At 70.5% G+C, this 26,043-nt stretch carries 23 protein-coding genes and 1 other RNA gene; 8 read left to right on the top strand and 16 right to left on the bottom strand.

Annotated features, from left to right (window positions below; translation table 11 throughout):
* Window positions 1-89: 89 nt before the first annotated feature.
* Window positions 90-542: a PTS sugar transporter subunit IIA gene (locus IT355_03555; protein ID MCC7052316.1), complete on the bottom strand. Its 453-nt coding sequence runs from the start codon at window positions 540-542 to the stop codon at window positions 90-92.
* A 155-nt stretch (window positions 543-697) separates the two neighbouring features.
* On the opposite strand from IT355_03555, the gene dusB reads away from it, so the two are divergent.
* The 6 genes from dusB to IT355_03525 all read left to right on the top strand — a co-directional run bounded on the left by dusB (window position 698) and on the right by IT355_03525 (window position 6,845).
* Window positions 698-1,786, top strand: a complete 1,089-nt coding sequence (gene dusB / locus IT355_03550) for a tRNA dihydrouridine synthase DusB (GenBank protein ID MCC7052315.1) — start codon at window positions 698-700, stop codon at window positions 1,784-1,786.
* A gap of 203 nt (window positions 1,787-1,989) precedes the next feature.
* On the top strand, window positions 1,990-4,080 hold the full coding sequence (locus tag IT355_03545; GenBank protein MCC7052314.1) for a GGDEF domain-containing protein: 2,091 nt from the start codon (window positions 1,990-1,992) through the stop codon (window positions 4,078-4,080).
* A 47-nt stretch (window positions 4,081-4,127) separates the two neighbouring features.
* Window positions 4,128-4,487, top strand: a transfer-messenger RNA (tmRNA) gene (gene ssrA / locus IT355_03540).
* A gap of 178 nt (window positions 4,488-4,665) precedes the next feature.
* Complete coding sequence (locus tag IT355_03535; protein ID MCC7052313.1) at window positions 4,666-5,292, top strand: flavin reductase family protein; 627 nt, start codon at window positions 4,666-4,668, stop codon at window positions 5,290-5,292.
* Entirely contained in the window at window positions 5,289-6,056 is a 768-nt protein-coding gene (locus IT355_03530; protein MCC7052312.1) for a DUF2461 domain-containing protein, read from the top strand. Before IT355_03535 ends, IT355_03530 begins: the two co-directional genes overlap by 4 nt.
* A gap of 18 nt (window positions 6,057-6,074) precedes the next feature.
* Window positions 6,075-6,845 (top strand): SDR family oxidoreductase, encoded by a 771-nt coding sequence (locus IT355_03525; GenBank protein ID MCC7052311.1) that lies wholly within the window; start codon window positions 6,075-6,077, stop codon window positions 6,843-6,845.
* 11 nt (window positions 6,846-6,856) lie between these two features.
* Here the strand turns inward: IT355_03525 and IT355_03520 are convergent, their stop codons facing one another.
* The 12 genes from IT355_03520 to truA all read right to left on the bottom strand — a co-directional run bounded on the left by IT355_03520 (window position 6,857) and on the right by truA (window position 21,211).
* Window positions 6,857-7,972 (bottom strand): DNA alkylation repair protein, encoded by a 1,116-nt coding sequence (locus IT355_03520; GenBank protein ID MCC7052310.1) that lies wholly within the window; start codon window positions 7,970-7,972, stop codon window positions 6,857-6,859.
* Between the two features lie 24 nt (window positions 7,973-7,996).
* The gene (locus IT355_03515) at window positions 7,997-10,783 is read right to left on the bottom strand and encodes a pyruvate, phosphate dikinase (protein ID MCC7052309.1); all 2,787 of its coding nucleotides are present in this window, start codon (window positions 10,781-10,783) and stop codon (window positions 7,997-7,999) included.
* The gene (locus IT355_03510; GenBank protein MCC7052308.1) at window positions 10,714-12,093 is read right to left on the bottom strand and encodes an amidophosphoribosyltransferase; all 1,380 of its coding nucleotides are present in this window, start codon (window positions 12,091-12,093) and stop codon (window positions 10,714-10,716) included. The genes IT355_03515 and IT355_03510 overlap by 70 nt, the downstream gene beginning before the upstream one ends.
* Before the next feature lie 13 nt (window positions 12,094-12,106).
* Entirely contained in the window at window positions 12,107-14,395 is a 2,289-nt protein-coding gene (gene purL, locus IT355_03505; GenBank protein ID MCC7052307.1) for a phosphoribosylformylglycinamidine synthase subunit PurL, read from the bottom strand.
* Window positions 14,392-15,084 (bottom strand): phosphoribosylformylglycinamidine synthase subunit PurQ, encoded by a 693-nt coding sequence (gene purQ / locus IT355_03500; GenBank protein MCC7052306.1) that lies wholly within the window; start codon window positions 15,082-15,084, stop codon window positions 14,392-14,394. The genes purL and purQ overlap by 4 nt, the downstream gene beginning before the upstream one ends.
* 2 nt (window positions 15,085-15,086) lie before the next feature.
* Window positions 15,087-15,344, bottom strand: coding sequence for a phosphoribosylformylglycinamidine synthase subunit PurS (gene purS / locus IT355_03495; GenBank protein ID MCC7052305.1), 258 nt, complete (start codon window positions 15,342-15,344; stop codon window positions 15,087-15,089).
* On the bottom strand, window positions 15,341-16,294 hold the full coding sequence (gene pssA, locus IT355_03490) for a CDP-diacylglycerol--serine O-phosphatidyltransferase (GenBank protein ID MCC7052304.1): 954 nt from the start codon (window positions 16,292-16,294) through the stop codon (window positions 15,341-15,343). Before pssA ends, purS begins: the two co-directional genes overlap by 4 nt.
* Complete coding sequence (locus IT355_03485; GenBank protein MCC7052303.1) at window positions 16,294-16,527, bottom strand: hypothetical protein; 234 nt, start codon at window positions 16,525-16,527, stop codon at window positions 16,294-16,296. The genes pssA and IT355_03485 overlap by 1 nt, the downstream gene beginning before the upstream one ends.
* A complete protein-coding gene (locus IT355_03480) occupies window positions 16,524-17,453 on the bottom strand; it encodes a phosphoribosylaminoimidazolesuccinocarboxamide synthase (protein MCC7052302.1) in 930 nt (309 codons plus the stop codon). The genes IT355_03485 and IT355_03480 overlap by 4 nt, the downstream gene beginning before the upstream one ends.
* A 7-nt stretch (window positions 17,454-17,460) precedes the next feature.
* The gene (locus tag IT355_03475) at window positions 17,461-18,900 is read right to left on the bottom strand and encodes an adenylosuccinate lyase (GenBank protein MCC7052301.1); all 1,440 of its coding nucleotides are present in this window, start codon (window positions 18,898-18,900) and stop codon (window positions 17,461-17,463) included.
* Window positions 18,900-20,345, bottom strand: a complete 1,446-nt coding sequence (locus IT355_03470; protein ID MCC7052300.1) for a trypsin-like peptidase domain-containing protein — start codon at window positions 20,343-20,345, stop codon at window positions 18,900-18,902. Before IT355_03470 ends, IT355_03475 begins: the two co-directional genes overlap by 1 nt.
* Before the next feature lie 74 nt (window positions 20,346-20,419).
* A complete protein-coding gene (truA, locus tag IT355_03465) occupies window positions 20,420-21,211 on the bottom strand; it encodes a tRNA pseudouridine(38-40) synthase TruA (GenBank protein ID MCC7052299.1) in 792 nt (263 codons plus the stop codon).
* Between the two features lie 146 nt (window positions 21,212-21,357).
* On the opposite strand from truA, the gene IT355_03460 reads away from it, so the two are divergent.
* Window positions 21,358-22,662, top strand: a complete 1,305-nt coding sequence (locus IT355_03460) for a GAF domain-containing protein (protein ID MCC7052298.1) — start codon at window positions 21,358-21,360, stop codon at window positions 22,660-22,662.
* A 40-nt stretch (window positions 22,663-22,702) separates the two neighbouring features.
* A complete protein-coding gene (gene trpD, locus IT355_03455; protein ID MCC7052297.1) occupies window positions 22,703-23,743 on the top strand; it encodes an anthranilate phosphoribosyltransferase in 1,041 nt (346 codons plus the stop codon).
* A 12-nt stretch (window positions 23,744-23,755) separates the two neighbouring features.
* Here trpD and IT355_03450 read toward each other — a convergent pair whose 3' ends face one another.
* From IT355_03450 to lexA, 3 genes are all read right to left on the bottom strand, one after another.
* Window positions 23,756-24,946, bottom strand: a complete 1,191-nt coding sequence (locus tag IT355_03450) for an HDOD domain-containing protein (protein MCC7052296.1) — start codon at window positions 24,944-24,946, stop codon at window positions 23,756-23,758.
* Between the two features lie 102 nt (window positions 24,947-25,048).
* Window positions 25,049-25,432, bottom strand: a complete 384-nt coding sequence (locus IT355_03445) for a VOC family protein (GenBank protein ID MCC7052295.1) — start codon at window positions 25,430-25,432, stop codon at window positions 25,049-25,051.
* Window positions 25,429-26,040 (bottom strand): transcriptional repressor LexA, encoded by a 612-nt coding sequence (gene lexA / locus IT355_03440; GenBank protein ID MCC7052294.1) that lies wholly within the window; start codon window positions 26,038-26,040, stop codon window positions 25,429-25,431. The genes IT355_03445 and lexA overlap by 4 nt, the downstream gene beginning before the upstream one ends.
* Between the last annotated feature and the right edge of the window lie 3 nt (window positions 26,041-26,043).

The following is a 26,043-nucleotide window of genomic DNA, read 5'->3' as shown; positions in this document are numbered from 1 at the left end:
GACTGTCCCCGATACCGCCTCGTCACATCATCCGAGTCCCTGCGAGGCGCGTGGGCGAGGCCGCCCGCCGCGACGAAAGGTCCAGCCCGCTAGAGGTTCTTCTCGGCGAGCAGGCTCATGAAATCCTCGGCCGTCGACAGGGAATGCAGGCGCTCGGGGACGTCAGGCTCCTTGCCGAACTGCGCGATCTTCCCGAGCACCGGGAGGTACTGGTTGGACACCTCGAGCGGCGGCGCCACGATCAGGAACAGGAAGTTCACGGGCTTGTCGTCCATCGCCTTGAAATCCACCCCGTCGATCTTCCGGCCGAACGCCACGCGGAGCTTGTTGACGACGAGGGAGCGGCTGTGCGGGATCGCGATCCCGCGGCCGATGCCGGTCGAGCCCAGGTTCTCACGGCGCTTCAGCATCTTGAAGAGCATGCCCTCGGACTTCTCGTCGAGCTTCAGCAGCCCGATGAGCTCCTTCAGCACGTCGTCCTTGGTGCTGCCCTGCAGGTCGAGCTGTACCGCGTCCAGGGAGAAGAACTCGCGCAGTTCCATCGGGTTCCTTGAGTCGGCCGCCGGCGCCGAGCCGCATCGAACAGGTGGCGGGGCAGGTGATTCGACCCCGGACGAACAGGCGAAGGTACCCGACGCTGCAGGGGGTGTCAAACGATGAAACTGCACGGAGTTGCCCGGCCCGGGTATCTTCCGGGATGAAGTTTCCGTACCCCGTCGGCCACGACGTCCCGCTCTTCCTCGCGCCCATGGCGGGTGTCTCCGAGTCCCCGTTCCGGCGGCTCTGCCGTGCGCATGGGGCGGATGTCGTCGTGACCGAGTTCCTCTCGGCCGAGGGCATCCGGCGCGAGAACGACGCGACCATCGCCAAGCTCCGGTTCCTCCCCGAGGAGCACCCGATCGGGGTCCAGATCTTCGGTGCCGACCCGCAAGCGATGGGCGAGGCAGCGGCGCTGGTGACCGATCTGTTCCACCCTGACTTCGTCGACATCAACTTCGGCTGTCCGGTGAAGAAGGTGGTGCGCCGGAACGGCGGCTCCGGCTGCCTGCGCGACCTGGACCTCGTCCAGACGGTGATCAGGGCGGTGGCGCGCAACACACACCTGCCGGTCACCGTCAAGGTGCGCAGCGGCTGGAACGAGGAGATGCGCGACCCGGTCACGATCGCCCTGCGGTGCCAGGACGCCGGTGCGCAGGTGCTGGCGCTGCACCCGCGCACCCGCACGCAGATGTACAGCGGGCATGCGCACTGGGACGAGATCGCCGCCGTGAAGGCCGCGCTCTCGATTCCCGTGATCGGCAATGGCGACATCAAGACCGCGCAGGACGCGTACCGGATGCGGGTCGAGACGGGGTGCGACGCGGTCATGATCGCCCGCGGCTCGTTCGGCCAACCCTGGATCTTCGCCCAGGCGCGCGCGCTCCTGGAGGGGCGGACGCCGCCGGCGGCGCCCACGGTCGAGACCCGGTTCGCGATCGCGATCGAACATGCCCGGATGGCCGACGTCTACGAGGCGGACCGGCGCGGGGCGGCGATCGAGTTCCGGAAGCACCTCGGGTGGTACTGCAAGGGGCTGCCAGGGTCGGCCAAGCTCCGGGCCCGACTGCACCAGGTGGATTCGCTGGGGCAGGTCGAGGAGATCTTCGGGGACTACCTGGCGAACCGGTCCCGGTACCTCGACACGGCGACCGACACGGCGGCGCCAGCGGTCGGGGCCGACTCGGACACTGGTGAGGAGACGTCCGGTATGCTCCCGGCCAGCGGCGACCTGGCCGGGACGCCCTGAGGCTGAAACAAGGCCGCTGGACCCCGGAAGGCTGAGCTCGCCGTGGCGTCGGGTGGGGTAAGTCGTCCTGCACGGTGACGCCCGTATCGCCGCCGCCCAGCCCGTGCGGCGCAGTCAGGCGTTTGCCCCGAGCTGCCGATCCTCTCAGTCAGCATGTCGCCCGTCAGGACGCCACCACGTCTCCAGGTCGCACCACCGCCATCGTGACGCACCCACCTGCCCGTACACGCCTCGCGTACCTGCTGCTGATCCTGCCGTGGATCATCGCGGCGGCACTCGCCGGGGGCGTCGCGTCGGCCGCGCTGTCCCAGGCGCAGCGAGCGCAGCTGCACCTCGCCACGGCGGTGATCGCCGCGCTCATCGCGACTGGCGCCCTGCTGCTGATGATCCCGAACCTCGACGAGGCGCGGCACCGCGCGATCGGCTACGCCGCGAGCCTGCTCGGCCCGTTCACGGCGCTCGTGGCACTGCAGTCGGGCGGTGCACACTCCGTCGCATACGTCGCGGCGTGCGTCTGCGCGCTCGGCGCGACGGTCGCCACCGGATGGCGCGGCGTGTCGGTCGGTGTGTGCGGCGTGCTGGGCGTGATCTTCCTCGCCCCCGCACTCCACGGCGCGTGGCCGGGTGGCGCGGATGCGGCGTATGGCATCGCCGTGCTGCTCACGGTGACGGTGCTGCCGATCGCGTACATCATGCGCTCGCTGCAGCGGGGCACGATGCGCACGCTCTCCGAACTGCCGGCGTTCACGGCCGCCACCGCCGAGCCGGCCCTGGAGTTCTTCGGCGCAATCGTCGATGCCCGCTCCGCCGTCGAGTCGGAGGCGGCCGAGTCGCGCACGCGCACCGAGGCCCTGGCGCGCTACCTGCGGCAGGTCTGCGACACGCTCGGCGCGACCGATGCCGTGTACTGGCGCACGACGCGCACCGGCAACACGCTCGCACCGCTGGCCTGGGCCGCCACTGACGGCGCCCGGTGGGAGACCACGCATCACGCCCTCGGCGGCGACCTGGTCGCCGTGCAGGGCGCCACGCGCGTTGCGCTCTTCGACCGCAATGTCGAGGGGATGATCGCGGCTGTCGCAGTGCCCGGGCCGGCGAGCACCGCTGGTGTCCTGTCGCTGCACGCGGTCGAGCTGCAGATGTCGCACGAGGTGCTGGCGCGCTGGCTGCCGCGCTTCGCCGACAACCTCGGCATGCTCGCGCAGCTGCTCGAGACGCAGTCGGAGCACAGCCGGCAGAACCGCCAGTCGCAGTCGCTGCTGCACGCCTCGCAGGTGTTCCAGCAGCAGCGCACCATCGACACGCTGGGCCAGTCCATCTGTGACTCCGCGCTCACGGTGACCGGTGCGACACGCGCCTCGCTGGTCCGCTGGTACCCGGAGACGTCCGCCGGTGTGATCCAGAGTGTCACGTCCGGCCACCACATCGTGCGTGGGGCACCCGTGTCGGCCGAGTCCCTGGTGGGGCAGCTCTGCGCCACCGGCCTGCCGCAGGTGTGGGAGGATGCACGACTGGTGGAGCAGGTGACGCCGCTCTACAGCGCCGGCTACGTCGTGCCGCGACTGGGGAGCGTGAGCGTGGTGCCGTTGCGCCAGGGCGACACGGTGACCGGTGCGATCGTGGTGGAGAGCGAGGCGGTCGGTGGCGTGCTCCTGCGCGACATGCGCAACGTGCGCCTGCTCGGCGCGGTGGCATCGGTGTCGCTGGAGACCGTGTGGCAGATCGAGGAGGCGACGCGGCGGGCGCGCACCGACGCCCTGACCGGGCTGGCGAACCGGCGCGCCTTCGACGAGGCGCTGGCCCGCGCGGTGGCCGAGGCCGACCGGTTCGGGCACAACGTCGGGCTGGTGATCTGCGACGTGGACAACTTCAAGCGCGTGAACGACCTGTATGGCCACGAGGTCGGTGACCACGTGCTGCGGTCGATCGCCGCGTCGCTGTCCACCGGCGTCCGCGGCGTGGACCTCGTGGCACGCTACGGTGGCGAGGAGCTGGTGATGCTGCTCGGCAAGGCCGACGTGGCGATGGCGTGGGAGGTCGCGGAGCGGATGCGGGCGGCGATCGAGGCCAAGACGATCGGCGTGGGCGAGCACCTGGTGCACGTCACCGCCTCGTTCGGCGTGGCGTCGTACCCGGAGACTGCCCGGCTCGGAGACGAGCTCTTCCCGGCGGCCGACAAGGCGCTGTACGTGGCCAAGCGGGAGGGGCGGAACTGCGTCCGGTTCGCCCGCCCGCTGTACCCGGAACAGGCCGGTGAGGGCGAGGGTATCCCGGAGGACGGGGAGGAGGAGTAGCCGGGACCGTGCACGGCGGGCCTCTCCGGGGTAGATTGCAGTGCGTCGGGGGCGACTTGGCTTCGACGGGGATGTAGCAGTTACGGTAGCGTGTCGAGGTTCTCGGACTCCTCGTTAATCCATTCGGGAAAACACAATCGCCAACAACAACTTGGCCCTGGCTGCCTAACTTCTAGTTAGACCAGCAGTGCGTATGTGGAAGCCCGCCCGGGGCGGCTGCATACGTATCGCAAATCCGGGATAGTGCGCTGATGTGTTGCCGGTCAGTGTGCGAAACTCAAGGTGACTTGTCCCGACGTGGGCGGCCCACTGGCCAGCGGCGGGAGACCTCAATCGGTGGGACACACACGTAGAAGCCGTAGCGGAAGCATTTTCGGACCCGGGTTCGATTCCCGGCGCCTCCATCAGTGGAGCCGACACCGCAGGAACACGACGGGCCCGGCGCGATGCCGGGCCCGTCGTCGTTCCAACGCCCCGACCACGCGTGCACCGGCGCTTGATCGGCACGTATCCCGCAGGCGAAGTTGCGGCGGTGCGCGCGGCGCGGTGCCACACGCGTCCCCCGTCCGGTGCTCATCCAGCCCCATGCTCCTCGACTTCACGACTCTCGACCGTCGCGCAGCCTACTTCTGGATGGCGTCGACCATCGCGCCGCGGCCGGTGGCCTGGGTCTCGTCGCGGTCGGCCGCCGGCGTGATCAACCTGGCACCGTTCAGCTTCTTCCAGATGGTCACACCGCAGCCGCCGACGCTCATGATCTGCCCCCAGCACAACGGGGACGGCTCGCTGAAGGACACTGCGCGCAATATCCGTGACACCGGCGAGTTCGTGGTGAGCCTGGTGTCGCATGCGATGGTGGCGCAGATGAACCAGACGTCGTTCGGCTTCGATGCTGACACCAGCGAGTTCGAGGCGGCCGGCGTCGAGGCGGTGGCATCACATGCGGTGGGGGTGCCGCGGGTGGCCGGCGCGCCGATGGCGTTCGAATGCCGCGTGGCGTCGTTCGAGCTCTACCCGGAGGCGGCGCCGACCTGTGCGATCGTGCTGGGCGAGGTGGTCGCCGCGCACGTTGACGAGGGGATCCTCGCGGCTGACGGCACCGTAGACCCGGCGCGGCTCGATGTCGTCTCACGCATGGGCGCCGACTGGTATGGTCGTACGAACAGTCCAACGAACTTCTCACTGGCGAGGCCGACGGGATGGGCGCGATGAAGCGGGCGGCGGCGAAGGCAGGCAGTGCACGCAAGGCGGCACCGGTGGGCGAGTTCACCGGCTTTCCGACGGCGGCGTTCACCTTCCTGAAGGGACTGGCAGACAACAACGATCGCGAGTGGTTCGAGGCGCGCCGCGACACGTACGAGGGGGCGTTGCGCGAGCCGATGAAGGCACTGGTCGAGGAGATGGATGCGCGGCTGGCCACATTCGCCCCGGAGATCACCGGCACGGTGAAGGGGAGCATGTTCCGCATCCACCGCGACATCCGCTTCAGCAAGAACAAGGCGCCGTACAAGACGAATGCCGCCTGCTGGTTCTTCCACCGCGACTCGAAGGGCAACGTGGGGCAGGAGGCCGTCCACGGCGGGGCGGGGCTCTACTTCCACCTCGAGCCGCGGGCCTGCTTCGCGGGTGGGGGGGTGTGGATGCCGCCGGCGCCGGTGCTCAAGCGCATCCGCGGCGCGCTGGACGTGGGCCACGAGGAGTTCAATGCCATCGTGACGGCGCGCGCGTTCCGGAAGCACTTCGGCGACCTGTCCACCGAGGCGGTGCTGAAGCGCATGCCGCGCGGGTATGATCCAGAGCATCCCGCGGGTGACTGGCTGCGCTACCAGAGCTTCACGGCGGGCTGCGACCTCACGCAATCCGAGGTCACATCGGCGGCGCTGGCGGACCGGCTGGAGGAGGCCTTCCGCGTGATGACGCCGTTGGTGCGCTGGCTCAACACGGCGATGGGTTTCCGTCCGCACACTTCACGCTGAACCTCCAGGAGCCGGATCGTGTCGCAGTTCGCCGGAAGGGCCGCGCTGGTCACGGGTGCCGGATCCGGCATCGGTGCCGCCTGTGCGATCGCGCTCGCCGGCCACGGCGCGATGGTCTGGTGCACCGACGTGCTGGAGGACGGCGCAGCGGCCACCGTGCGCCGCATCAGCGACGCCGGCGGCCATGCGGCTGCCCTGACCCTCGACGTGACCGATGAAGCGGCCTGGGAGGCCGCCACGGCCGCCGCCGGCCCCCTCTACATCTTGGTGCACGCCGCCGGCGTCAGTGCCGGCTCCCCCATCACCGACACCGCCTTCGATGACTGGAAGCGCGTGATGGCCGTGAACCTCGACGGCTCGTTCCTGGCCATGAAACACGGCGTGCGGGCGCTGCGCGAGCGTGGCGGCAGCATCACGGCGATCGCCTCGGCGTCCGGCGTGAAGGCCGCGCCCGGGGCCGCCGCGTACTCGTCCAGCAAGGCGGCCGTGCGCATGCTGGCCCGCGTCGTGGCGAAGGAGTGCCTGGCGGGCGGGACGCCGGTGCGGGTCAACACCATCTCACCCGCCGGCGTCCGCACCCCGATGTGGAGCAGCCTCCCGTTCTTCCAGGAGCTCTCGGCGCGGCTCGGCTCCGACGACGCCGCCTATCGTGAGATCGGCTCGCAGCCGGGCAGCTCGCGCTTCGCCTCACCCGAGCAGATCGCGGCCGCGGCCTGTTTCCTGGCCTCGGACGACGCGGCGATGATCACCGGCACCGACCTCGTGATCGACGACGGCTACACGATCTGAGCCGGCGTGACTCAGCGCGGTGCGCGCCGCAGCGTGAAGCTGCCGAGTGGTGACACGGCGCCGTTCATCTGCAGCTCGACGCGGTGCTCGCCCGGGTAGTGCCGGCGCGTGGACAGGTCTTCCAGCGACACGGTCTTCCTGAGCTGCACGGTGGCGCCGGCGGCGAGCTCGATCGTCGACAGCTTGAACACCTTCGCGTTCGTGCCGCCGTGTGCCTTCACGAAGTGCACGCGCAGGTCGACCACCACGCGCTGCGCCTTCCGCGCCGGGTTCCGGAGCGCACAGGTCACCACGACCTTGGAGCCCATCACCGCGCGTTTCGGCGTGATGGCCGCTGCGGTGAGCTCGAGGCGCGCCCGGCCACCGAAGCCGAGGAGCGTGAGCGCGGCCGGATCCCCGCGCTTGACCAGCGTCCGCAGCGCGTGGGTCACGATCCATCGGCGCCCGGCAGAGGCGCCGTCCAGCCAGCGGCCGGCGGTCTCCAGCAGCAGTGCCGGTGAGTCCTTGCCGATGTCGTGCAGGTTGTTCGCCACCGAGCGGCGCACGTAGAGCTCCGGGTCATCGCGCAGCAGCTCCAGCAGGGCGAGCACGGGTGCCGGATCGCGCTGGAAGCCGCGCAGGACCGGCGCCCAGGGCAGGCGCGTCCGGGTGCCCTCGGAGACGAGCCGGCGCACGTGGGGGTTCGGATCGCGCGTCCACTCCTGCAGCCGGGCGAGTGTCGCCGCCGGGTGGTGCTCGAGGAACGGCCGGATCGCGAACTCGCCGGTGAACACCTGCGTGAGTGCGTGCAGCCCCCGCAGCGAGTCCTCCAGGTGCGGCAGGCCGAACTGCCGGATGAACTCCGTGTGGGCGAGGTAGCGGAAGGCGAGCATCCCCGTTTCCGGCACGCGCACCGCGGGCAGCGTGGCGAGCTGCAGGTCCACCGCAGCACCGAACGCCCCTGGCAGGTACCGCTGCAGGACGCGGCCCAGGTGCCGGCCGCGATCGAGGAGCTCGAGCGCCTCGAATCCCTCCAGCGCGTCGCGCTCGAAGCCGTGCCGGTCGAACGCCGGCCACGCCGCCTGCAGTTCGCTGGCCAGCCGCTGCACCACCGGCGGCCCGAACTGGTGCTTGAGTGCCTCTGCCATCGCGTGCGCGCGTCCGGCGGGGCGCTATCGCGTCTCGAGCGCCGCCTGGCCTGCGGCCAGCCGGGCAATCGGCACGCGGAACGGTGAGCAGCTCACGTAGTCGAGGCCCGTGCGATGCACGAACGCGATGCTCTTCGGGTCGCCACCGTGCTCGCCGCAGATGCCGGCCTTCATCCCCGGCCGCGTCTTGCGGCCGGATTCCATCGCGATGCGCACCAGCTTGCCGACGCCATCCTGGTCCAGCACCTGGAATGGATCGTCGGGCAGCAGGCCGTGCTCGATGTAGAACGGGAGGAACCGGCCCGCGTCGTCGCGGCTCAGGCCGAGGGTCGTCTGCGTGAGGTCGTTGGTGCCGAACGAGAAGTACTCCGCCTCCACCGCGATCTCGGCGGCGGTGAGGGCCGCGCGCGGCAGCTCGATCATCGTCCCCACCTGGTACTCGATGGGCTCGCCCATGCCACCCAGCACCTGCCGTGCCACGTCGTCGATGATGCGCCGCTGGCTGGCGAGTTCCTTCGCGCTCATGATCAGCGGGACCATGATCTCCGGCTTGACCACGATGCCGCGGCGCTTCGCCTTCACCGCCGCCTCGAAGATCGCGCGCACCTGCATCTCGGTGATCTCGGGGTAGGTCACCAGCAGCCGTGCGCCGCGGTGCCCGAGCATGGGGTTCGTCTCGCGCAGCGCATCCACCACGCGCAGCAGCTCCTCGCGCGAGACGCCGAGCTGGCGCGCGAGCATCTTCATCTCCTCGCCGCCGTGCGGCAGGAACTCGTGCAGCGGCGGGTCGAGCAGCCGGATGTTGACCGGGAACCCGTTCATCGCCTCGAAGATCGCCTCGAAATCGCCGCGCTGCATCGGCAGCAGCTTCGCCAGCGCACGCCGGCGGCCCGACTCGTCGTGGGCGAGGATCATCTCCCGCACGGCGTTGATGCGGTCGCCCTCGAAGAACATGTGCTCGGTGCGGCAGAGGCCGATGCCCTCGGCCCCGAACGCGCGCGCGATCCGCGCGTCCTTCGGCGTGTCGGCGTTGGCGCGGACCCGCAGGCGCCGCGGCCGGTCCGACCACTCGAGGAGCTGGCGGAAGGCCAGGTACGTGGGCGCCTGGTCGGCGCGCACGGTGCCGTTGATCACGCGCATCACCTCGCTCGGCACCGTCTGCAGTTCGCCCAGGTAGACGTTGCCGGTCGCGCCGTCGACCGTGATCCACTCACCCTCGCGCACCACCGTGTCGCCGACGCGGAAGTGCCGCCCGTCGGCGTCGACCGTCATGCGCGACACGCCGACCACGGCACACTTGCCCATGCCGCGGCAGACGACGGCGGCGTGGCTGGTCATGCCCCCGCGCGCCGTCAACACGGCCCGCGCCACCACCATGCCATGGAAGTCCTCGGGCGTGGTCTCGTCGCGCACGAGGATCACGCTGTCGCCGCGCGCGGCGCGCTGCTCGGCCGTGTCGGCATCGAACACCGCGACGCCACTGGCCGCGCCGGGCGACGCCGGCAGTCCGGTGCAGATCACCGGGGCACGCTGGCCGGCATCGATGACGGGGTGCAGGAGCTGGTCGAGCTGGTGGGCGGGCACCCGCATCACCGCCTCGTCGGGCGTGATCAGCGACTCGTGGACCATGTCGCGCGCGATGCGGATCGCAGCGGTGGCGGTGCGCTTGCCGGTGCGGGTCTGCAGCAGGTACAGCTTGCCGCGCTCGACGGTGAACTCGAGGTCCTGCATGTCGCGGAAGTGCGTCTCGAGTGCGACCTGGGTCTGCATCAGTTCCGTGTAGGCCTCGGGGAGCAGCTCGGCCATGCGTTCGATGCGCAGTGGCGTGCGGATGCCGGCCACCACGTCCTCGCCCTGGGCGTTCACCAGGAACTCACCGTAGAACGCGCGCTCGCCGGTGGATGGGTCACGCGTGAACGCCACGCCGGTGCCGGAGTCGTCGCCCATGTTGCCGAACACCATCGACACCACGTTCACCGCCGTGCCGACGTCATCGGCAATGCCGTTCACGCGGCGGTAGTCCACGGCCTTCTTCAGCATCCAGCTCCGCCAGACCGCCTCGGTGGCCCCCCACAGCTGCTCCACCGGGTCCATCGGGAAGTCGATCCCCTTGTCGCGGCGGACCAGCAGCTTGTACTCCTCGACGAGGGCGCGCAGCGAGCTCTCGTCGAGCTCCGAGTCGTGCTTCACGCCCTGCATCAGCCGCTTGTTCTCGAGCAGGCTCTCGAACCGGTGCATCGGCACGTCCAGCACCACGTCGCCGTACATCTGCAGGAACCGCCGGTAGCTGTCGAAGGCGAAGCGCGCGTTGCCGCTGTTGCGGGCCAGCCCCTCCACGCTCTCGTCGTTGAGGCCGAGGTTGAGGATCGTCTCCATCATCCCCGGCATCGAGACCGCGCCGCCGGAGCGCACCGAGACCAGCAGCGGGTGCTGCGCATCACCGAACCGCTTGCCGGTGACCTGCTCCAGTCGCACGAGGTTCCGCGCCACCTCGTCGCGCAGCGCCTGCGGGTACGCCTGCTCGCGCAGGTACAGCGCGCAGAGCTCGCAGGTCATCGTGAATCCCGGCGGCACCGGGACGCCGATGTTCGTCATCTCGGCGAGGTTCGCGCCCTTCCCGCCGAGGATCGCCTTCATCTCCCGCGTGCCGTCGGCCTGGCCGTTGCCGAAGAAGTAGACGTAGCGTCGCTCAGTGGCCGGTGCGGAGGTCGTCACGTGGAGGTCAGTGTCAGGAGGGCAGTTCAGCAGCCGTAGGCACGTCCGCTGACGAGGTCCGCCGGGGGGTCGGTCGGATAGTTCCCACTGAAGCATGCGTCGCAGAAGCCGGTCGGTCCACCCGGCACCGCGGCCAGCATCCCCTCCAGCGACAGGTAGCCGAGCGAGTCGACGCCGAGCATCGCGCCGATCTCGGTGACGTTCCGGGCGGAGGCGATGAGTTCCTCCTTCCGCGGCGTGTCGATGCCGTACCAGCACGGCCCGGTGACCGGGGCGGAGCTCACGCGCATGTGCACCTCCCGGGCCCCGGCATCGCGGATCATCTTCACCAGGCCGCGCGTGGTGGTGCCCCGGACGATCGAGTCGTCGATCATCACGACGCTGCGGCCAGCCAGCACCTCGCGCACGGCGTTGTACTTCACCTTCACCTTGGCGATCCGGCCCGACTGCGTCGGCTGGATGAAGGTGCGCCCGATGTAGTGGTTGCGGATCAGGGCCAGCTCCAGCGGCAGCCCGCTGGTCTCCGCGTAGCCCAGGGCGGCGGCATTCGACGAGTCGGGCACCGCGAACACGAGGTCGGCGCCCGGGGCAGGGCACTCGCGCGCCAGCTGGTGGCCCAGCGCGCGGCGCGCCCGGTCCACGCTGTGGCCGAAGATCTGGCTGTCGGGGCGCGCGAAGTACACGTGCTCGAACACGCACTTCTTCAGCGGCTGCACCGGGAACGCCTGCACCGCCCGCAGCTCGCCGCGCTCGACCGCCACGATCTCCCCGGGCTGCACCTCGCGCAGCAGCGTCGCATTCACGATGTCCAGCGCGCAGGTCTCGCTGGTGGCGATCACGCTGTCACCGAGGCGACCCAGCACCAGCGGACGCCAGCCGCGCGGGTCGCGCGCGGCGAGGAGCGTCTGGTTGATCAGCACCACCAGCGAATAGGCGCCTTCCACCCCCTGCAGCGCATCGGTGAGCCGCTGCACCGGGTCCTCGTGGCTCGAGCGTGCGAGCCGGTGGAGCAGCACCTCGGAGTCCATCGTCGAGGTGAAGATCGACCCCTGCGCCTCGAGCTCCGCCCGGATCTCGGAGGCGTTCGTCAGGTTGCCATTGTGCGCCAGTGCGATCACGCCGCCCTTGAAGCGCGCCATGATCGGCTGGGCATTCTCCACCGTCGAGCTGCCGGCGGTGCTGTACCGGGTGTGGCCGATGGCCACGTCACCGACCAGCGGCGCGATCGACGACGCGGGGAGCGCCTCGGAGACGAGCCCCATCGCGCGGATGGGGTGGGCGGCCCCCCCCTGGTCCACCGTCACGATGCCCGCCGATTCCTGCCCGCGGTGCTGCAGGGCATACAGGCCAAGGTGCGTCAGGGCCGCCGCGTCCGGCGTGCCGTAGATCCCGAAGATTCCACACATGACAGGTCAGTCCTCAGGCCGTCGCCGTCGCGGCGCGTCGCATCAATGCCGGGATCGCATCGAAGTACGCATCGACCAGTGGCGCCAGCGGTGCATCAAGGGTCCGGGCACCGGCCCGGATGACGAGGCGCGGGTCGGCCGTGACGGCACCGATCACCCGCGCGGGAATGCCCTGTGCGCGGGCGTGCGACAGCACCGCCGCGGCGTCCTGCGTGCTCACGATCACCCGACCCTGCGCCTCACCCCAGAGCAGCGCACGCGGCGAGCCCGGTGCATCGGGCCCGAGGTCCACCGAGGCGCCGAACGTGGCGATCCGGTCACCCATGCAGCACTCCGCGAGGGCCACCGCCAGGCCGCCCTCGCTGATGTCGTGCGCGGACTCCACGACACCGGCCGCGATCGCCGCCAGCAGGGCATCGACCAGCCGCTTCTCGTGGTCGAGGTCCACCACCGGCACCGCGCCGATCGTGAGCCCGTGCACCCGCGCGAGGTACTCGCTGGCACCGAGTTCATCGGAGCACTCGCCCAGCTGGACGATCGAGGCGCCAGCCGTGGCGAAGCCGCTGCGCGTGATGTGCGCCACGTCGGCCACGAGGCCCACCATGCCGATCGTCGGCGTGGGGAACACCGCGCCCTGTGGGTTCTCGTTGTAGAGCGACACGTTGCCGCCCGTGACCGGCGTGCCGAGGGCGCGGCAGGCGTCGCCCATGCCGTAGACCGCCTCTCGGAACTGGAAGAACACCTCGGGCTTCTTCGGGTTGCCGAAATTCAGGCAGTTCGTGATGGCCATCGGGCGGCCACCGGTGCAGGCGACGTTGCGCGCCGCCTCCGCCACCGCGATCCGCCCGCCCATCCGCGGGTCCAGGTAGACGTAGCGGGAGTTGCAGTCGGTCTTCAGCGCCAGCGCCTTGGTGGTGCCGCGCAGCCGCACCACGGCTGCATCACCGGCCCCCGGCCCGACGACGGTGCTGGTGCGCACCTGCGAGTCGTACTGGCGGTAGATCCAGCGCTTGTTCGCGATGGTGGGCGACGAGAGCAGCGCACGCAGCGTCCAGGCGGCGTCCGACTCCTCCGGGCGCTCCGGCACCTCGTGCGGATCACGGGCACGCAGGGCCACGATCGCCTCGCTCTCGCGCGCCTCCGGGGCGTACTGCGGGCACTCGGTCACCAGCCGGCTGCCGGGAAACTCGGCCACCACGCGGTCGCCCTCCACCACGCGGTACACGGGCTCCGCGATCACCTCGCCGATCACCTCGGCCTGCAGGTCCCACTTGCGCAGGATCGCCCGCGCGGCCTCCTCATGGCCCTTCTTCGCCACCACCAGCATCCGCTCCTGGCTCTCGCTGAGCAGGATCTCGTAGGGGGTCATCCCCTCCTCGCGCACCGGCACCTTCGTCACGTCGATCACCACGCCCACGTCACCGCGCTCGGCCATCTCGGCACTACTCGACGTGAGGCCGGCCGCACCCATGTCCTGGATCGCGACGATGTGCCCGCTGCGGATCAGCTCCAGCGACGCCTCGAGCAGCAACTTCTCGGTGAAGGGATCGCCCACCTGCACCCGCGGCCGCTTCGCCTCGTTCTCCTCGCTCAGGTCCTCGGACGCGAAGCTCGCGCCATGGATGCCGTCGCGGCCCGTGCGCGCACCGACGGCGAGGATCGGGTTGCCCACGCCCTCGGCCTTGGCGGTGATCAGTTCCTCCTCGCGCATCAGCCCGACGCACATCGCGTTGACGAGCGGGTTGCCCTCGTACGCCGGGTCGAACATCACGTCGCCCGCCACCGTCGGCACCCCGATGCAATTGCCGTAGTCGCCGATGCCCTTGACGACGCCGGAGACCAGCCAGCGCACCCGCGGCGAGTCGAGGCTGCCGAAGCGGAGCGAGTTGAGCATCGCGATGGGGCGCGCGCCCATCGTGAACACGTCGCGCAGGATGCCGCCGACACCGGTGGCCGCCCCCTGGTACGGCTCCACCGCCGACGGGTGGTTGTGGCTCTCGATCTTGAACGCGACGGCGAGCCCGTCGCCGACGCTGATCACGCCGGCGTTCTCACCCGGGCCCTGCAGCACGTACGGCGCCTGCGTCGGCAGTGTCTTCAGCACGGGGCGCGAGTGCTTGTACGAGCAGTGCTCGCTCCACAGCGCGCTCACGATGCCAAGCTCGGTGAACGTGGGCTCACGCCCGAGCAGGCCGAGCAGCTTCTCGTACTCGAACGGCGTGATGCCATGCTCCGCGACCAGCGCCGGCGTGATCGCCGGGTCGCCCGGGCGAGGCTGCACCCTGGAGGGCGTGGCGCTCATGCACCCACCCGTGCCAGGAGTGACTCGAACAGCGGCAGCCCGTCCACGGATCCGAGCAGCGACTCCACCGCCCGCTCCGGGTGCGGCATCATGCCCAGCACGTTGCCGGCGGCGTTGGTGATGCCGGCGATGTTGCGCATCGCCCCGTTGGGATTGGCCGCATCGGAGACAGTCCCGTCGGCGTCGCAGTACCGGAACACCACCTGTCCCTGCTGCTCGAGGGCGTCGAGCGTCGCGTCGTCGGCGGCGAAGCGGCCCTCGCCGTGCGCCACGGGGATGCGCAGCACCTGTCCCGGGGCATAGCCGGACAGGTAGAGCGGCGCCGCGCCCTCCACCCGCAGGTGCACCCAGTCGCAGACGAACTGCAGGCCGGCATTCCGCATCAGCGCGCCGGGCAGCAGGTGTGACTCACACAGGATCTGGAAGCCGTTGCAGATGCCGATCACCGGCGCCCCGCGCTCCGCGTGGGCGACGACCTCCCGCATGATGGGGCTGAAGCGCGCGATCGCGCCGGCCCGCAGGGCGTCGCCGTAGCTGAACCCGCCCGGGAGTATAAGGACGTCGCAGTCCTGTGTGTCATGGTCGCGATGCCAGAGCGACACCGCGGTCTGGCCCAGCTGGTCGGTCACCGCGTGGAGTGCGTCGACGTCGCAGTTGGAGCCGGGGAAGGTGACGATGCCGAACTTCATCGTCAGGCCGTCACCGTGGAGGCGATCTGGTAGTCTTCGGTGACCGGGTTGGCGAGCAGCTTGTCGCACATCGCCTGCACCGCCGTCTCGGCCGCGGCCGCACTGTCCGCCCTCACGTCGAGCACGAGGTGCCGGCCGATGCGGGTGTCCTCGACCTCCGGGAAGCCCAGCGCGTGCAGCGCGTCGGACACGGCCTTGCCCTGCGGATCGAGGAGTCCCTTGCGCGGGACGATGTGCACACTGACGCGGTAGCGGCTCATTCTGGGGGCTCGGGCGAGCGGGATGGGGGTGGGGGAGGCGGGGCGGTGGGCGAGCGGGGGACCAGCGGGGTGTCGTCGCGCGAGCGCCGGCGCTTGCGGCGCCGGTTGGCGTCCACGATCGTGAGCGCATCGGAGGCCGCGACCGCGCGTTCGCCCGCGATGTCCTCGGCGGCCAGCGGCTCCGGGCGATCGGCCAGCGACTGCAGGATCGTGCCCATCAGGCCGACCAGCACGTACACGAGCCCCGCCGGGAAGAAGAACTGCCGCGGCACCACGATCGCGCCGACCAGGCAGGTGATCACCGTGACGGAGCCGAGGATGCCCTTCCAGTCGCGGAAGCCCGTCCGGGGGAAGGCAGGGTAGCGCACGTTGCTGATCATCAGCAGCGACAGCCCGACCATCAGGTACTTCACGAGCTCGTGCCACGGCAGGTCGCCGATCATCGTCTGCTGGTACAGCGGCGTCTGCGCGAACCAGTGGTAGGTGGCGAGCGTGCCGCCGGCCGCCGGGCTGGGAAGACCCAGGAAGTAGCTCTTCTTCGAGCCGGCCTGCGTGACGTTGAAGCGTGCCAGGCGCAGCACGGCACACATGCAGAAGAAGAAGACCAGGATCCACGACCACCGGTCGCGGCCCGGCTCCGTCGGGGCGAGGACGGCGAAGTACGTGATCATCGCCGGCGCCAGCCCGAACGAGATCGCGTCCACCAGCGAGTCGAGCTGCTCGCCGAACTCGGTGCCCGAGTTCGTTGCCCGCGCCACGCGGCCGTCGAGCATGTCGCAGACGCCGCCGCACACGATGAACAGCACCGCCCGGCCGAACTCGCCGCGGCTTGCACTGATCATCGCGAAGATGCCGAAGAACAGGTTGCCCAGCGTCAGCCCGCCGGGAAAGAGCACCACCGCGCGCCGCATGCCCGTCGGCCGCTCGGGGCGCCCTGGTTGCACGCGCATCACGGGGACCCTCCGGCACGCGTCGCCGCCGCCGTCGCCGCCGACGGTGTCTCGTGCGCCACGCGGCCGGCCGGCGTGCGGAACACCCAGGCCACGCCGAGGGTCGCGACGAGCAGGACGACGCCCACGATCCAGAGCGCCCAGCTCCGGCGCCAGACGGCCAGCGCCAGCACGGCGACGGCGATCCCGCCGCAGATCGCCATCAGCGCAGCGCCATCGCGCGAGAAGCTCATGAGAACTGCGTCAGGTCGAGCGCCGCGCCGGTGATGCGCCGGAAGGCATCGAGGTAGCGCAGGCTGGTGGCCTCCACGACCTCCTCCGGCAGCGACGGCGGCGGCGCCTCGCCATTCCAGCGACCGGCGTTCCGCTCGTCCTGCAGCCAGTCACGCAGCGGCTGCTTGTCGAAGCTGGGTTGCGGTCCGCCGGGCGCGTACGCCTCGGCGGGCCAGAACCGTGACGAATCAGGCGTGAGCACCTCGTCGCAGAGGATCACGCGGTCCCGCCAGAGCCCGAACTCGAACTTGGTGTCGGCGATGATGATGCCGCGGGCCTGTGCCATGCGCCCGCCGCGGTCGTAGACCAGGCGCGTGAGCTCCTCGAGCTCGCGGGCGTGCACGTCGCCCACCACCGTCTTCATCCGGTCGATCGTGATGTTCTCGTCGTGCCCGGTCACCGCCTTCGTCGCCGGTGAGAAGATCGCCGGCTGCAGCACCGCGCTCTCCACGAGCCCTGCCGGCAGGCGCTCGCCCGCCAGCGTGCCCTGCGCCGCGTACTCCTTCCACGCCGAGCCGCTCAAGTAGCCGCGGATGACGCACTCCACCGGGAAGATCCGCGCCCGCTTGACCAGCATCGAGCGCCCCGTGATCGTGGCGCGGTGCGGCGCGAGTTCCGGCACCTCGGCGATGATCTCCGACGCATCGGCACTGATCATGTGGTGGGCCACCTCCGCCTCCAGCTGGCGCAGCCACCAGGCCGTCATCTGCGTCAGCACGATGCCCTTGTACGGCACCGCCTCGCGCATCACCACGTCGAACGCGCTGACACGGTCGGTGGCCACCAGCAGGAGGCGCTCCTCGTCGACCTCGTACACGTCACGCACCTTGCCGCGCGCCGCATGGAACAGCGGCAGGCGCGTGGTCGGGATGCCGGCCGGCGTCAGCCGCGCGTCAAACACGGACCGCCCCGGCCGCCGTCTCGTCGGTGGCGATCCCGGCCAGCGCCGGTTCCAGCTCCTCGGCCAGGAACTCGTCCACCTGCTCGGCACTCCGCCCGACGAAGCGGGCAGGGGACATCACGCGCTGCAGCACTTCGAGGTCCACGGGATACTCCGGGTCGGCGGTCAGGCGTTCCAGCAGGTCGTTGCGCACGCCCTCGTCCTTCACCGCGCGCGCGGCGGCGATCGCGTGCCGGCGGATCACCTCGTGCACCGCCTGGCGGTCGCCGCCGGCGCGCACCGCATTCACGATCAGTTCCTCGGTCGCCATGAACGGCAGCTCGTCGTCCACCCGACGCCGGATCCGCTCGGGATGCACCTCCAGGCCGCGGGCGATGTTCGCCACCAGGATCAGGATCGCGTCACAGGCGAGGAAGGCCTCCGGGATCACCAGCCGGCGGTTGGCGGAGTCGTCCAGCGTCCGCTCGAAGTACTGCACCGCGTGCGTCTGGTTGGCATTCGGCTCCAGCGACAGCACGAACCGCGCGAGCGATGCGATGCGCTCGGCCCGCATCGGGTTGCGCTTGTACGCCATCGCCGAGCTGCCGATCTGCTCCTTCTCGAACGGCTCCTCGATCTCGCCGAACGCCTGCAGCATCCGGATGTCGCCGCTGAACTTCGACGCGCTGGACGCGATCCCGCTCACCACGCCCAGCACCTGCGCGTCGAGCTTCCGGCTGTAAGTCTGGCCCGTCACCGGCAGCGGCCGCGGGAAGCCCATCGCCGCGGTGACCATGCGGTCCAGCTCCCGCACCCGCCCGTGGTCGCCGTCGAACAGCGTGAGGAAGCTGGCCTGCGTGCCGGTGGTGCCCTTCACGCCGCGGAACGGCAGCGTCGCGATGCGGTGCTCGAGGTCGGCCAGGTCGAGCAGGAAGTCCTGCATCCAGAGCGTGCAGCGCTTGCCCACCGTCGTCAGCTGCGCGGACTGCAGGTGCGTGTAGCCCAGGGTGGGCTCAGCACGCCAGTCCCGCGCGAACCCGGCCATCGCGCGCAGCGCCGCCGCCAGCTTCGCGCGCAGGATCTCGAGCCCCCGCCGCATCAGGATCAGGTCGGCGTTGTCGGTCACGTAGGCCGACGTCGCCCCGAGGTGGATGAACGCCTTCGCCGCCGGCGCGGCATCCCCGAAGGCATGCACGTGCGCCATCACGTCGTGGCGGAACCGCTTCTCATAGGCGGCGACGGCGGTGAAGTCGATGTCGTCCAGCGCGCCACGCATCGCGGCGATCGCCGCGTCGGGGATGTCGACGCCGAGGCGCTGCTGGCTCTCGGCCAGCGCGAGCCACAGGCGCCGCCAGAGGCTGTAGCGGTTCTGCGCCCCCCACAGCTCGAGCATGGCGGGGGAGGCATATCGCTCGGCAAGCGGCGACGAGTACAACACGTGTGGCTGGGACATCACTGGATGTAGAACTGGGTGGAGTACATCGCGCCGCGCCGCTCGATGATGAGCTGGATCATGCCGCGTCCCGCGAGCTGGTCGATGGCCCGCGCCACTTCCTCGGCCGAGCTGACCGACACGCGGTTCACGCCGATGATCACGTCCCCGGGCATGACCCCGAGCTGGTCCATCACGCGGTCGCTGGCGTTCACGACGAGCGCCCCGCGCGTCGAGCGGATGTTGCGCTCCTGCCGGATGGCGGGCGTGAGCGTCACCAGCTGCACATCGCGCAGCACCTCGACCTTCTTCGCGCCGACCTCCGGCATGTCGGCCGGCGTGACCGACACCGTCTCCTCGCGCCCGTCGCGGCTGATCACCATCGCCGCCGCCTCGCCGACGCGCAGTTCCAGCATCTCGCCTTCCCAGTCGAACATGTTGCGCAGGAACCGGCCGCGGCTCCGGACGATCTGGTCGCCGGGCTTGATGCCGGCCTGCGCCGCCGGCGAGCCGAGGACCACGCTCCGCACCACCACGCCCGACCGCAGCACCTCGCGCGGGGTGTTGCCGGCCGGCTGTGCGATGCGCAGGCCGATCCACGGGTGCCGCACCGCACCGTGCTTCAGCAGGTCGTCGGCCACCCGCATGGCCCGGTTGATCGGGATCGCGAAGCCGAGGCCGATGCTCCCGCCACTGGGGGAGAAGATCGAGGTGTTGACCCCGATCACCTGGCCGAGCGCATTCACCAGCGGGCCACCCGAGTTGCCGGGATTGATCGACGCGTCGGTCTGGAGCATGTCCACGTACGTGCCCCCCGTCTCGGACTGTCCCTGCTGCGGCACGAGGTTCCGTCCCGTCGCACTGATCACGCCGGCCGTGACGCTCGGCTCCGTGTTCCCGAGGAGGAATCCGTACGGGTTGCCGATCGCGATGGCCCACTCGCCGATGGCGAGGTCACCGGACGAGCCGATGGGCGCCACCGGGAGGCGGTTCGCGTTGATGCGGAGCACCGCGAGATCGTTCATCTCGTCCATGCCGACCAGCTTCGCATCGTAGGTCTGGCCGTCACGCAGCGCGACCACGATCTTCGTCGCGCCGTTGACGACGTGCGCGTTGGTGACGATCACGCCGTCGGCCTGCACGATGAAGCCCGAGCCGATGCCCGACTGCCGGCGCTGGCCGCTGCGTGCCCCGCCGAAGAACATCTCGAACGGATCGACCGGCACGTCCTGCACGGTCTCGGTCTGCACGGTCACCACCGCCGGTGCGACCTTCGAGACGGCCTCGGTGATGGCGGTGCGCCGCGACAGCGGCAGCGAGGCCGACGCCTGCTCGGCGCGCGACGGGGCATTGGCGACGGCGGGCGTGGACACCGCCGGCCGTTGCGCTTCGCTCGAGGCGGCCGGCACGCCCTCACAGGCGAGGACGAGCACGGCGCCGGACAGCAGGGTGAGACGGAAGGCCATCGTGTGCAGGGAGGGAATGCGCCTGAGCGCGCGGTGCAAGGTGGGGCCGGGCTGGTGAAGGATCCGCATACCCGTCAGGCGGCCGCCGCCGGAGCGTCGGCGAGATAGAGGGTGAGTGGATACGTGACGCGTTCAAGGTACAGGCCGCAGGCGGGCGCCGGGGCCGCGACATCGCGGTTGTCGACCGCCGCGAGGAGGGCACGGATCGTCCCGGGCGGGCGTCGCCCCACACCGACCTCGACCATTGTGGCGACGAGGAAGCGCACCATGTGATGGAGGAACCGGTTGGCCGCGATCTCCAGGGTGAGCCCGCCGTCGCGCTCCAGCCAGGCACAGCGCCGGATCTCGCAGCGGTGATCGTCGCTGGCCGGAGCCGTCCCCTTCACGGCAAAGGCGTGGAAGGCGTGCTCGCCTGCGAGGCTAGCCGCCTCCGCCCGCAGGAGCGCCAGGTCCGGGGCGCGCCCGAGCGCCCATTCGCGATTGTACCGAAACGGGCTCCCCGCGTCGGCGTCCGTGCCGAGCAGGTACCGGTACGCGCGCTCGGTGGCACTGTAGCGGGCGTGGAAGGCTTCCGCCATCTCGAAGGCGGCGGCGCACCGCACGTCCCGGGGCATCACGGCGTTGAGGGCACGCTGCAGGCGCCCCGGTGTCCAGGAGTCGGGCACGACCACGCTCACAGACTGCCCGAGCGCGTGGACCCCGGCGTCAGTGCGGCCGGCACCGATGGCCGGCACGTGTGACTGCATCAGCCGCGCGAGGCCGTCCTCGATCGCGCCCTGGACCGTCCGCTGTGCCGGCTGCCGCTGCCATCCAGAGAAGGCTCCGCCATCATACTGGACGACAAGCTGGAGAGTGCGCCGCGACATTGGCTGAAAGCTAGGCCGCCCGGGAAGTGACTTCAAGCGAGACAAGTCGTGATAAGACAACGGATTGACAAGCCCGCACGAGCCCGTCACCCTTGGGGACCGCGCGCGCTCCCGTGACGTTGCCCGCACCGCCTTCCACGATCCAGATGGCTCCTCGCACGCTCGCGTCCCTGGCGCACTCCCTCGCCGTCGCGCCCGACCTGGGCGGCGCGATCGGCGTGTTGGGTGAAGCCCTTGCCGAGCTCGACCGTGGAGCCTACCTCGCGTACTTCCGATACGACGGACGCCGCGAGTTGCTCACCGACCGTCTCAGCCCGTCCTCGGTCGGGTCGTCGCGTCCCACCCAGCTCGAGGTGGCCTTCGACCAGCTGCCGATTGCCGTCCGGCAGGGCATCGCGGCCGGCTCGACCTTCGTCGACGTCACCGAGCGGGCCGCCGACTTCGCGCGACTCCTCGGCCTCCCGCCCGTGGAGAACGCCACCCTCTCGATTCGTGGCCTGCGCTTCGACGGCGCCCTCGGTGGGGTCCTGACCGTCGTCGAGCCGAAGAAATTCTTCGGCGGCCGGACCATCGAGAAGTTCCTGCCGAACGCCGCGCTCTTCGACCTCGCCTTCGCCCGCTTCGCCGAGATGGATGCCCGCCGCGAGGCAGTCGTGACCCTTGAATCCGTCACGCAGCGCATCCACGGCGAGTACGACCGCAAGCTCGGGGAACTGGAGCAGAAGTTCTCGGCACTGGCACCGGCGCAGACCAGCAGCGCGGACCACGCCAGGATCGTCCAGCTCGAGCGCGAGACGAGCCGCATCGAGGAGGACGCACGCCGCTTCCAGCGCAAGTCGGAATCGCTGCAGAAGCAGCTCGAGTCCGCGCTGGGCCAGACCGAGCAGGCGCACATCGAGTTGCACCGCCGCAACGAGGAGCTGCGCGACCGCGAGCGCACGGTGCTGCTGATTGACCGCGTGCTGTCGATGGATGCGAGCGATCCCGACCCGCGCCGGCTGGCCGACGAACTGCTCAACCTCGTCGGCGAGGACATGCAGGCGCAGCGTGTGTCGCTCATGATGCGGGCGCCGGAGCCGGGCATGCTCTACCTGGCCGCGGCCCGCGGCGTGGCGCGTGACGTGCGCGACGGCTACCGCGTGGCGATCGGCAGCGGTGTGGCCGGCAAGGTGGCCGCCAGCCGGCAGGTGATCCTCGTCACCGACGCCACCCAGGCCAGCCGCCATCCGCTGCTGAAGGACGAGTACTTCACCAGCGGCAGCTTCATCGCCTTCCCGCTCGTCTACCGCGAGGACCTGGTGGGCGTCGTGAACGTGGCGAACCGCAACCAGCAGGGTGTCTTCACCGAGGCCGATGTGGACCGCGTCCGGCTGCTGGGCCTCATCATCGCGCTGGTGGCCACGCAGGCGGGCCTCGCCGAGCGTCTGCTGCCCGAGCTCTCGGCGACGTGACCGGGCCGCGCGGCGGCGGGCGCGCAGTGCGGCCGGCAGGATGACCGACGAGGCGCTGCGCCATGCGGTGCGCCGCCTTGCCGGGGGCCATCACCTCGGCGCCGACGAAGCCGGCGCGGCCTTCGATGTCGTGATGGGCGGCGGCGCCACGCCGGCGCAGGTGGCGGCGCTGCTCATGGGGCTGCGCGTCAAGGGCGAGACGCCGGCGGAGGTCGCGGGTGCCGCGCGCGCCCTGCGCCGCGCCATGATCACGATCGACGCCGACACCCCCGCCGCGCTGGTGGACACCTGCGGCACCGGCGGCGGCGCCGTGCCCACGTTCAACATCTCCACGGCCGCCGCGCTCGCGGCCGCGGCGTGCGGCGTGCGCATCGCCAAGCATGGCAACCGCAGCTTCACCAGCCGCAGTGGCAGTGCCGACCTGCTCGAGGCGCTCGGCATGCGGATCGAGCTCACGCCGGCGCGGATGGCCGCCATCCTGCGCGAGGTCGGCATCGTCTTCATGTTCGCACCGCTGATGCATCCGGCCATGCGGCATGTCGGACCGGTGCGCCGCGAGCTCGCGATCCCCACGGTCATGAACATGATCGGGCCGCTCGCGAACCCGGCGCGCGCCGGCCGCCAGGTGATCGGCGTCGCGGACCGCAACCGGCTCGACCTGATCGCCGGCGCGCTGCACACGCTCGGCACCGAACATGCCCTCGTCGTGCACGGCGAGCCGGGCATGGACGAGATCTCCCCGATCGGCGTGACACACGTGCGCGAACTGCGTGGTGATGCGCCGGTTCGGGAATGGACCATCGATCCCGCGGACCTCGGCTTCGCCGGGCTCGGGGCCCCCGAGCTCGCCGGTGGCGAGCCGCTCGAGAATGCCGTGCTCGTGCGCGAGGTGCTGGGCGGAGGCGGGAATCCGGCGGCCCGCGCTGCGGTGATCCTCAACGCGGCCGCGGCCCTCTTCGTGCACCGCGGCACGTCGACCTACGCCGCGCTGGTGGACGAGGTGCGCGAGACGCTGCGCACCGGTGCGCCGCAGCGCGTCCTGCAGGACCTCGTCGCGGCGTCGACGGTCCCGGCGGGCTGACGCCGCGGAGCGTCAGGCCGCGGCGTCGAGCGCGCCGTAGCGCATGCGCCAGCCCTGCAGCTGCTCGTCGGTGATGCCGGCAGCACGGATGCTCGGCAGGTGAAGCGCGGGGGCGATGCGTCCCGGGGCGCGCGCTGCCATCGCATCGGCGATGTGCACCGCAATCGCGGCATCGAAAATGGAGCCCGCCAGGCGTTCCGGCGTGTGGTGGAAGGCCACCGCCTCGATCACGCCCGAGGGCAGTCCCCACAGGCTGAGCAGGTACGCGCCCACCAGCGAATGCGCCACGGCGCCGGTGCGGTGTTCGACCACGTCGACCGACACACCGGCCTCGCTGGCATCGGCTTCCAGCGCGCGCCACCGGGTCGGTGACACGCCCGCCACCACCACCTGGCCGACGTCGTGCAGGAGGCCGGCGAGGAACGCCTCGTCGGCGAGCGAGCGATCCTGCGGACAGATCGCCAGTGCGATGTCGCGGGAGGCGGTGGCCACGCGCACGGCGTGCATGTTCCAGTCGTCGAGGTCGAGCACCGCCGGATCGACCGTGAACGACCGCACCGCACCATCCGCGAGCGCGATCGACCGCACCAGCGAGACGCCCATGAAGTTCACGGCGGCGTCGACGCGCGTGACCTGCCGGCCGACACCGAAGAACGAACTGTTCACCACGCGCAGGAGCCGCGCGGTGAGTGCGGCGTCGCGACTGATCACGGCAGCCACTGCAATCACGCCGGCATCCGGATCCGCGAGCACCTTCTCCAGCGCCTGCACCGTCACCGGTGGTCGCGGGATGGCCTCGAGCCCGCCGATGGCAGCCAGCACCGAGGGATCGTGCACGACGTCACGTAACGTGCTGTTGCGCTCGATCAGCATCGCCAGCGTGTAAGTGTCGCAGGGCTTGTGGAGGAAGCGGTGCACGCTCCGCTCGAGGCGCAGCGCCACCGCGCGGTCCGCGAACTCCGACAGCGCGATGCGGACGATCGAGGGCCAGCGCGCCTTCACCGTTTCGAACAGCTCGACACACCCGCTGCCGGGGGCGCCCAGTTCCGAGATGAAGACATCAGTGCGGCCTGCCTCGAGTGCCTCGAGCGCGGCCGCCGGGGTGCTGGCGAGCACCACGTCCCATTCCGGCCTGACGCTTCGCAGCGCGCGCCGGTGGGCGTCGGCCACGTGGTGTTCGTTGTCAACGAGAACGAGGCGCATGGCCGCTGGTCCAACAAGGGGGGTCCCGATCCGGCCCGGAAGCCGGGGAATGATCTCCGCCGAGTGTCGGATGTTTGCGCCGGCGACTTGAGGTCTGCCGGGTCAGCCCTCGATGCGGAAATTCGGGTTCTGCACCACGCCGAGGATGTTGCCGAACGGGTCGCGCACGGCGCCGATCCGGACTCCGCCGCCCACATCCTGGACTGGCTCATGGTCGGCCGCACCGAGGCCCACCAGCCTGGCGTAGGCGCCCTCGGCGTCGTCCACCCCCCAGAACGCCACACCGGCGGCGTCCCGCTCCGCCGGCGCCTCGGGCTCCGGCACCAGGCCCAGTTCGAAGCCCCCGACGTTGTAGCCGACGTAGAACTCCTCGTCGAAGTACGGCGGCCGCTCGAGGGCCGATGTGTACCAGGCCTTCGCGGCCGCCAGGTCGGGAACGGCGTAGATCGCCGTCCGCAGCCCCCGGATGGAGGTCGGGCTGGTCATGCGTACCGCCGGAGCACGCCGACCACCACGCCCTGGATCAGCAGGTTGCGCTCGTCGGTGAAGATCGGCTCCATGGTCTCGTTGGCCGGCTGCAACCGGATGCGGCCGTCCTTCTCGCGATAGTAGCGCTTCACCGTGGCGGAGGTGCGCTCGAGCAGCGCGATCACCATCTCGCCGTTGTCGGCGCTCTTCCGCTCGTTGACCACCACGAAGTCGCCGTCGCGGATCTGCTCGTCGATCATCGAGTTGCCGCGCACCTTGAGGACGTAGTGGTTGCCCGTCTTGCGAAGCATGTCCGGCGGGATGGCCATCGTCTCACCCGTGCCCGACGCCTCGATCGGCATGCCGGCCGCAACCAGGCCCAGCAGTGGCAATTCCACGAAGCGGGGTGACGACTCGGACGGCAGGATCTCGATCGCGCGGCTCTCGTTGTAGCCACGCCGGATGTACCCCTTCCGTTCGAGATTGCTGAGGTGCTCGTGCACCGTCGCGAGGCTCGTGAACCCGAAGTTCTCGGCAATTTCCTCGAAGCTCGGCGCGTACCCGTTCTCGTCGGCGTACAACGAGAGGAAGGTGAGGATTTCGCGCTGGCGCTTGGTGAGCGACATGTG

This window comes from Gemmatimonadaceae bacterium, from assembly GCA_020851035.1.
In the GTDB taxonomy this organism is placed as follows: Bacteria; Gemmatimonadota; Gemmatimonadetes; order Gemmatimonadales; family Gemmatimonadaceae; genus JACMLX01.
Note: the sequence above shows the minus strand (reverse complement) of the source record. Positions and strands in the feature narration are given on the sequence as shown.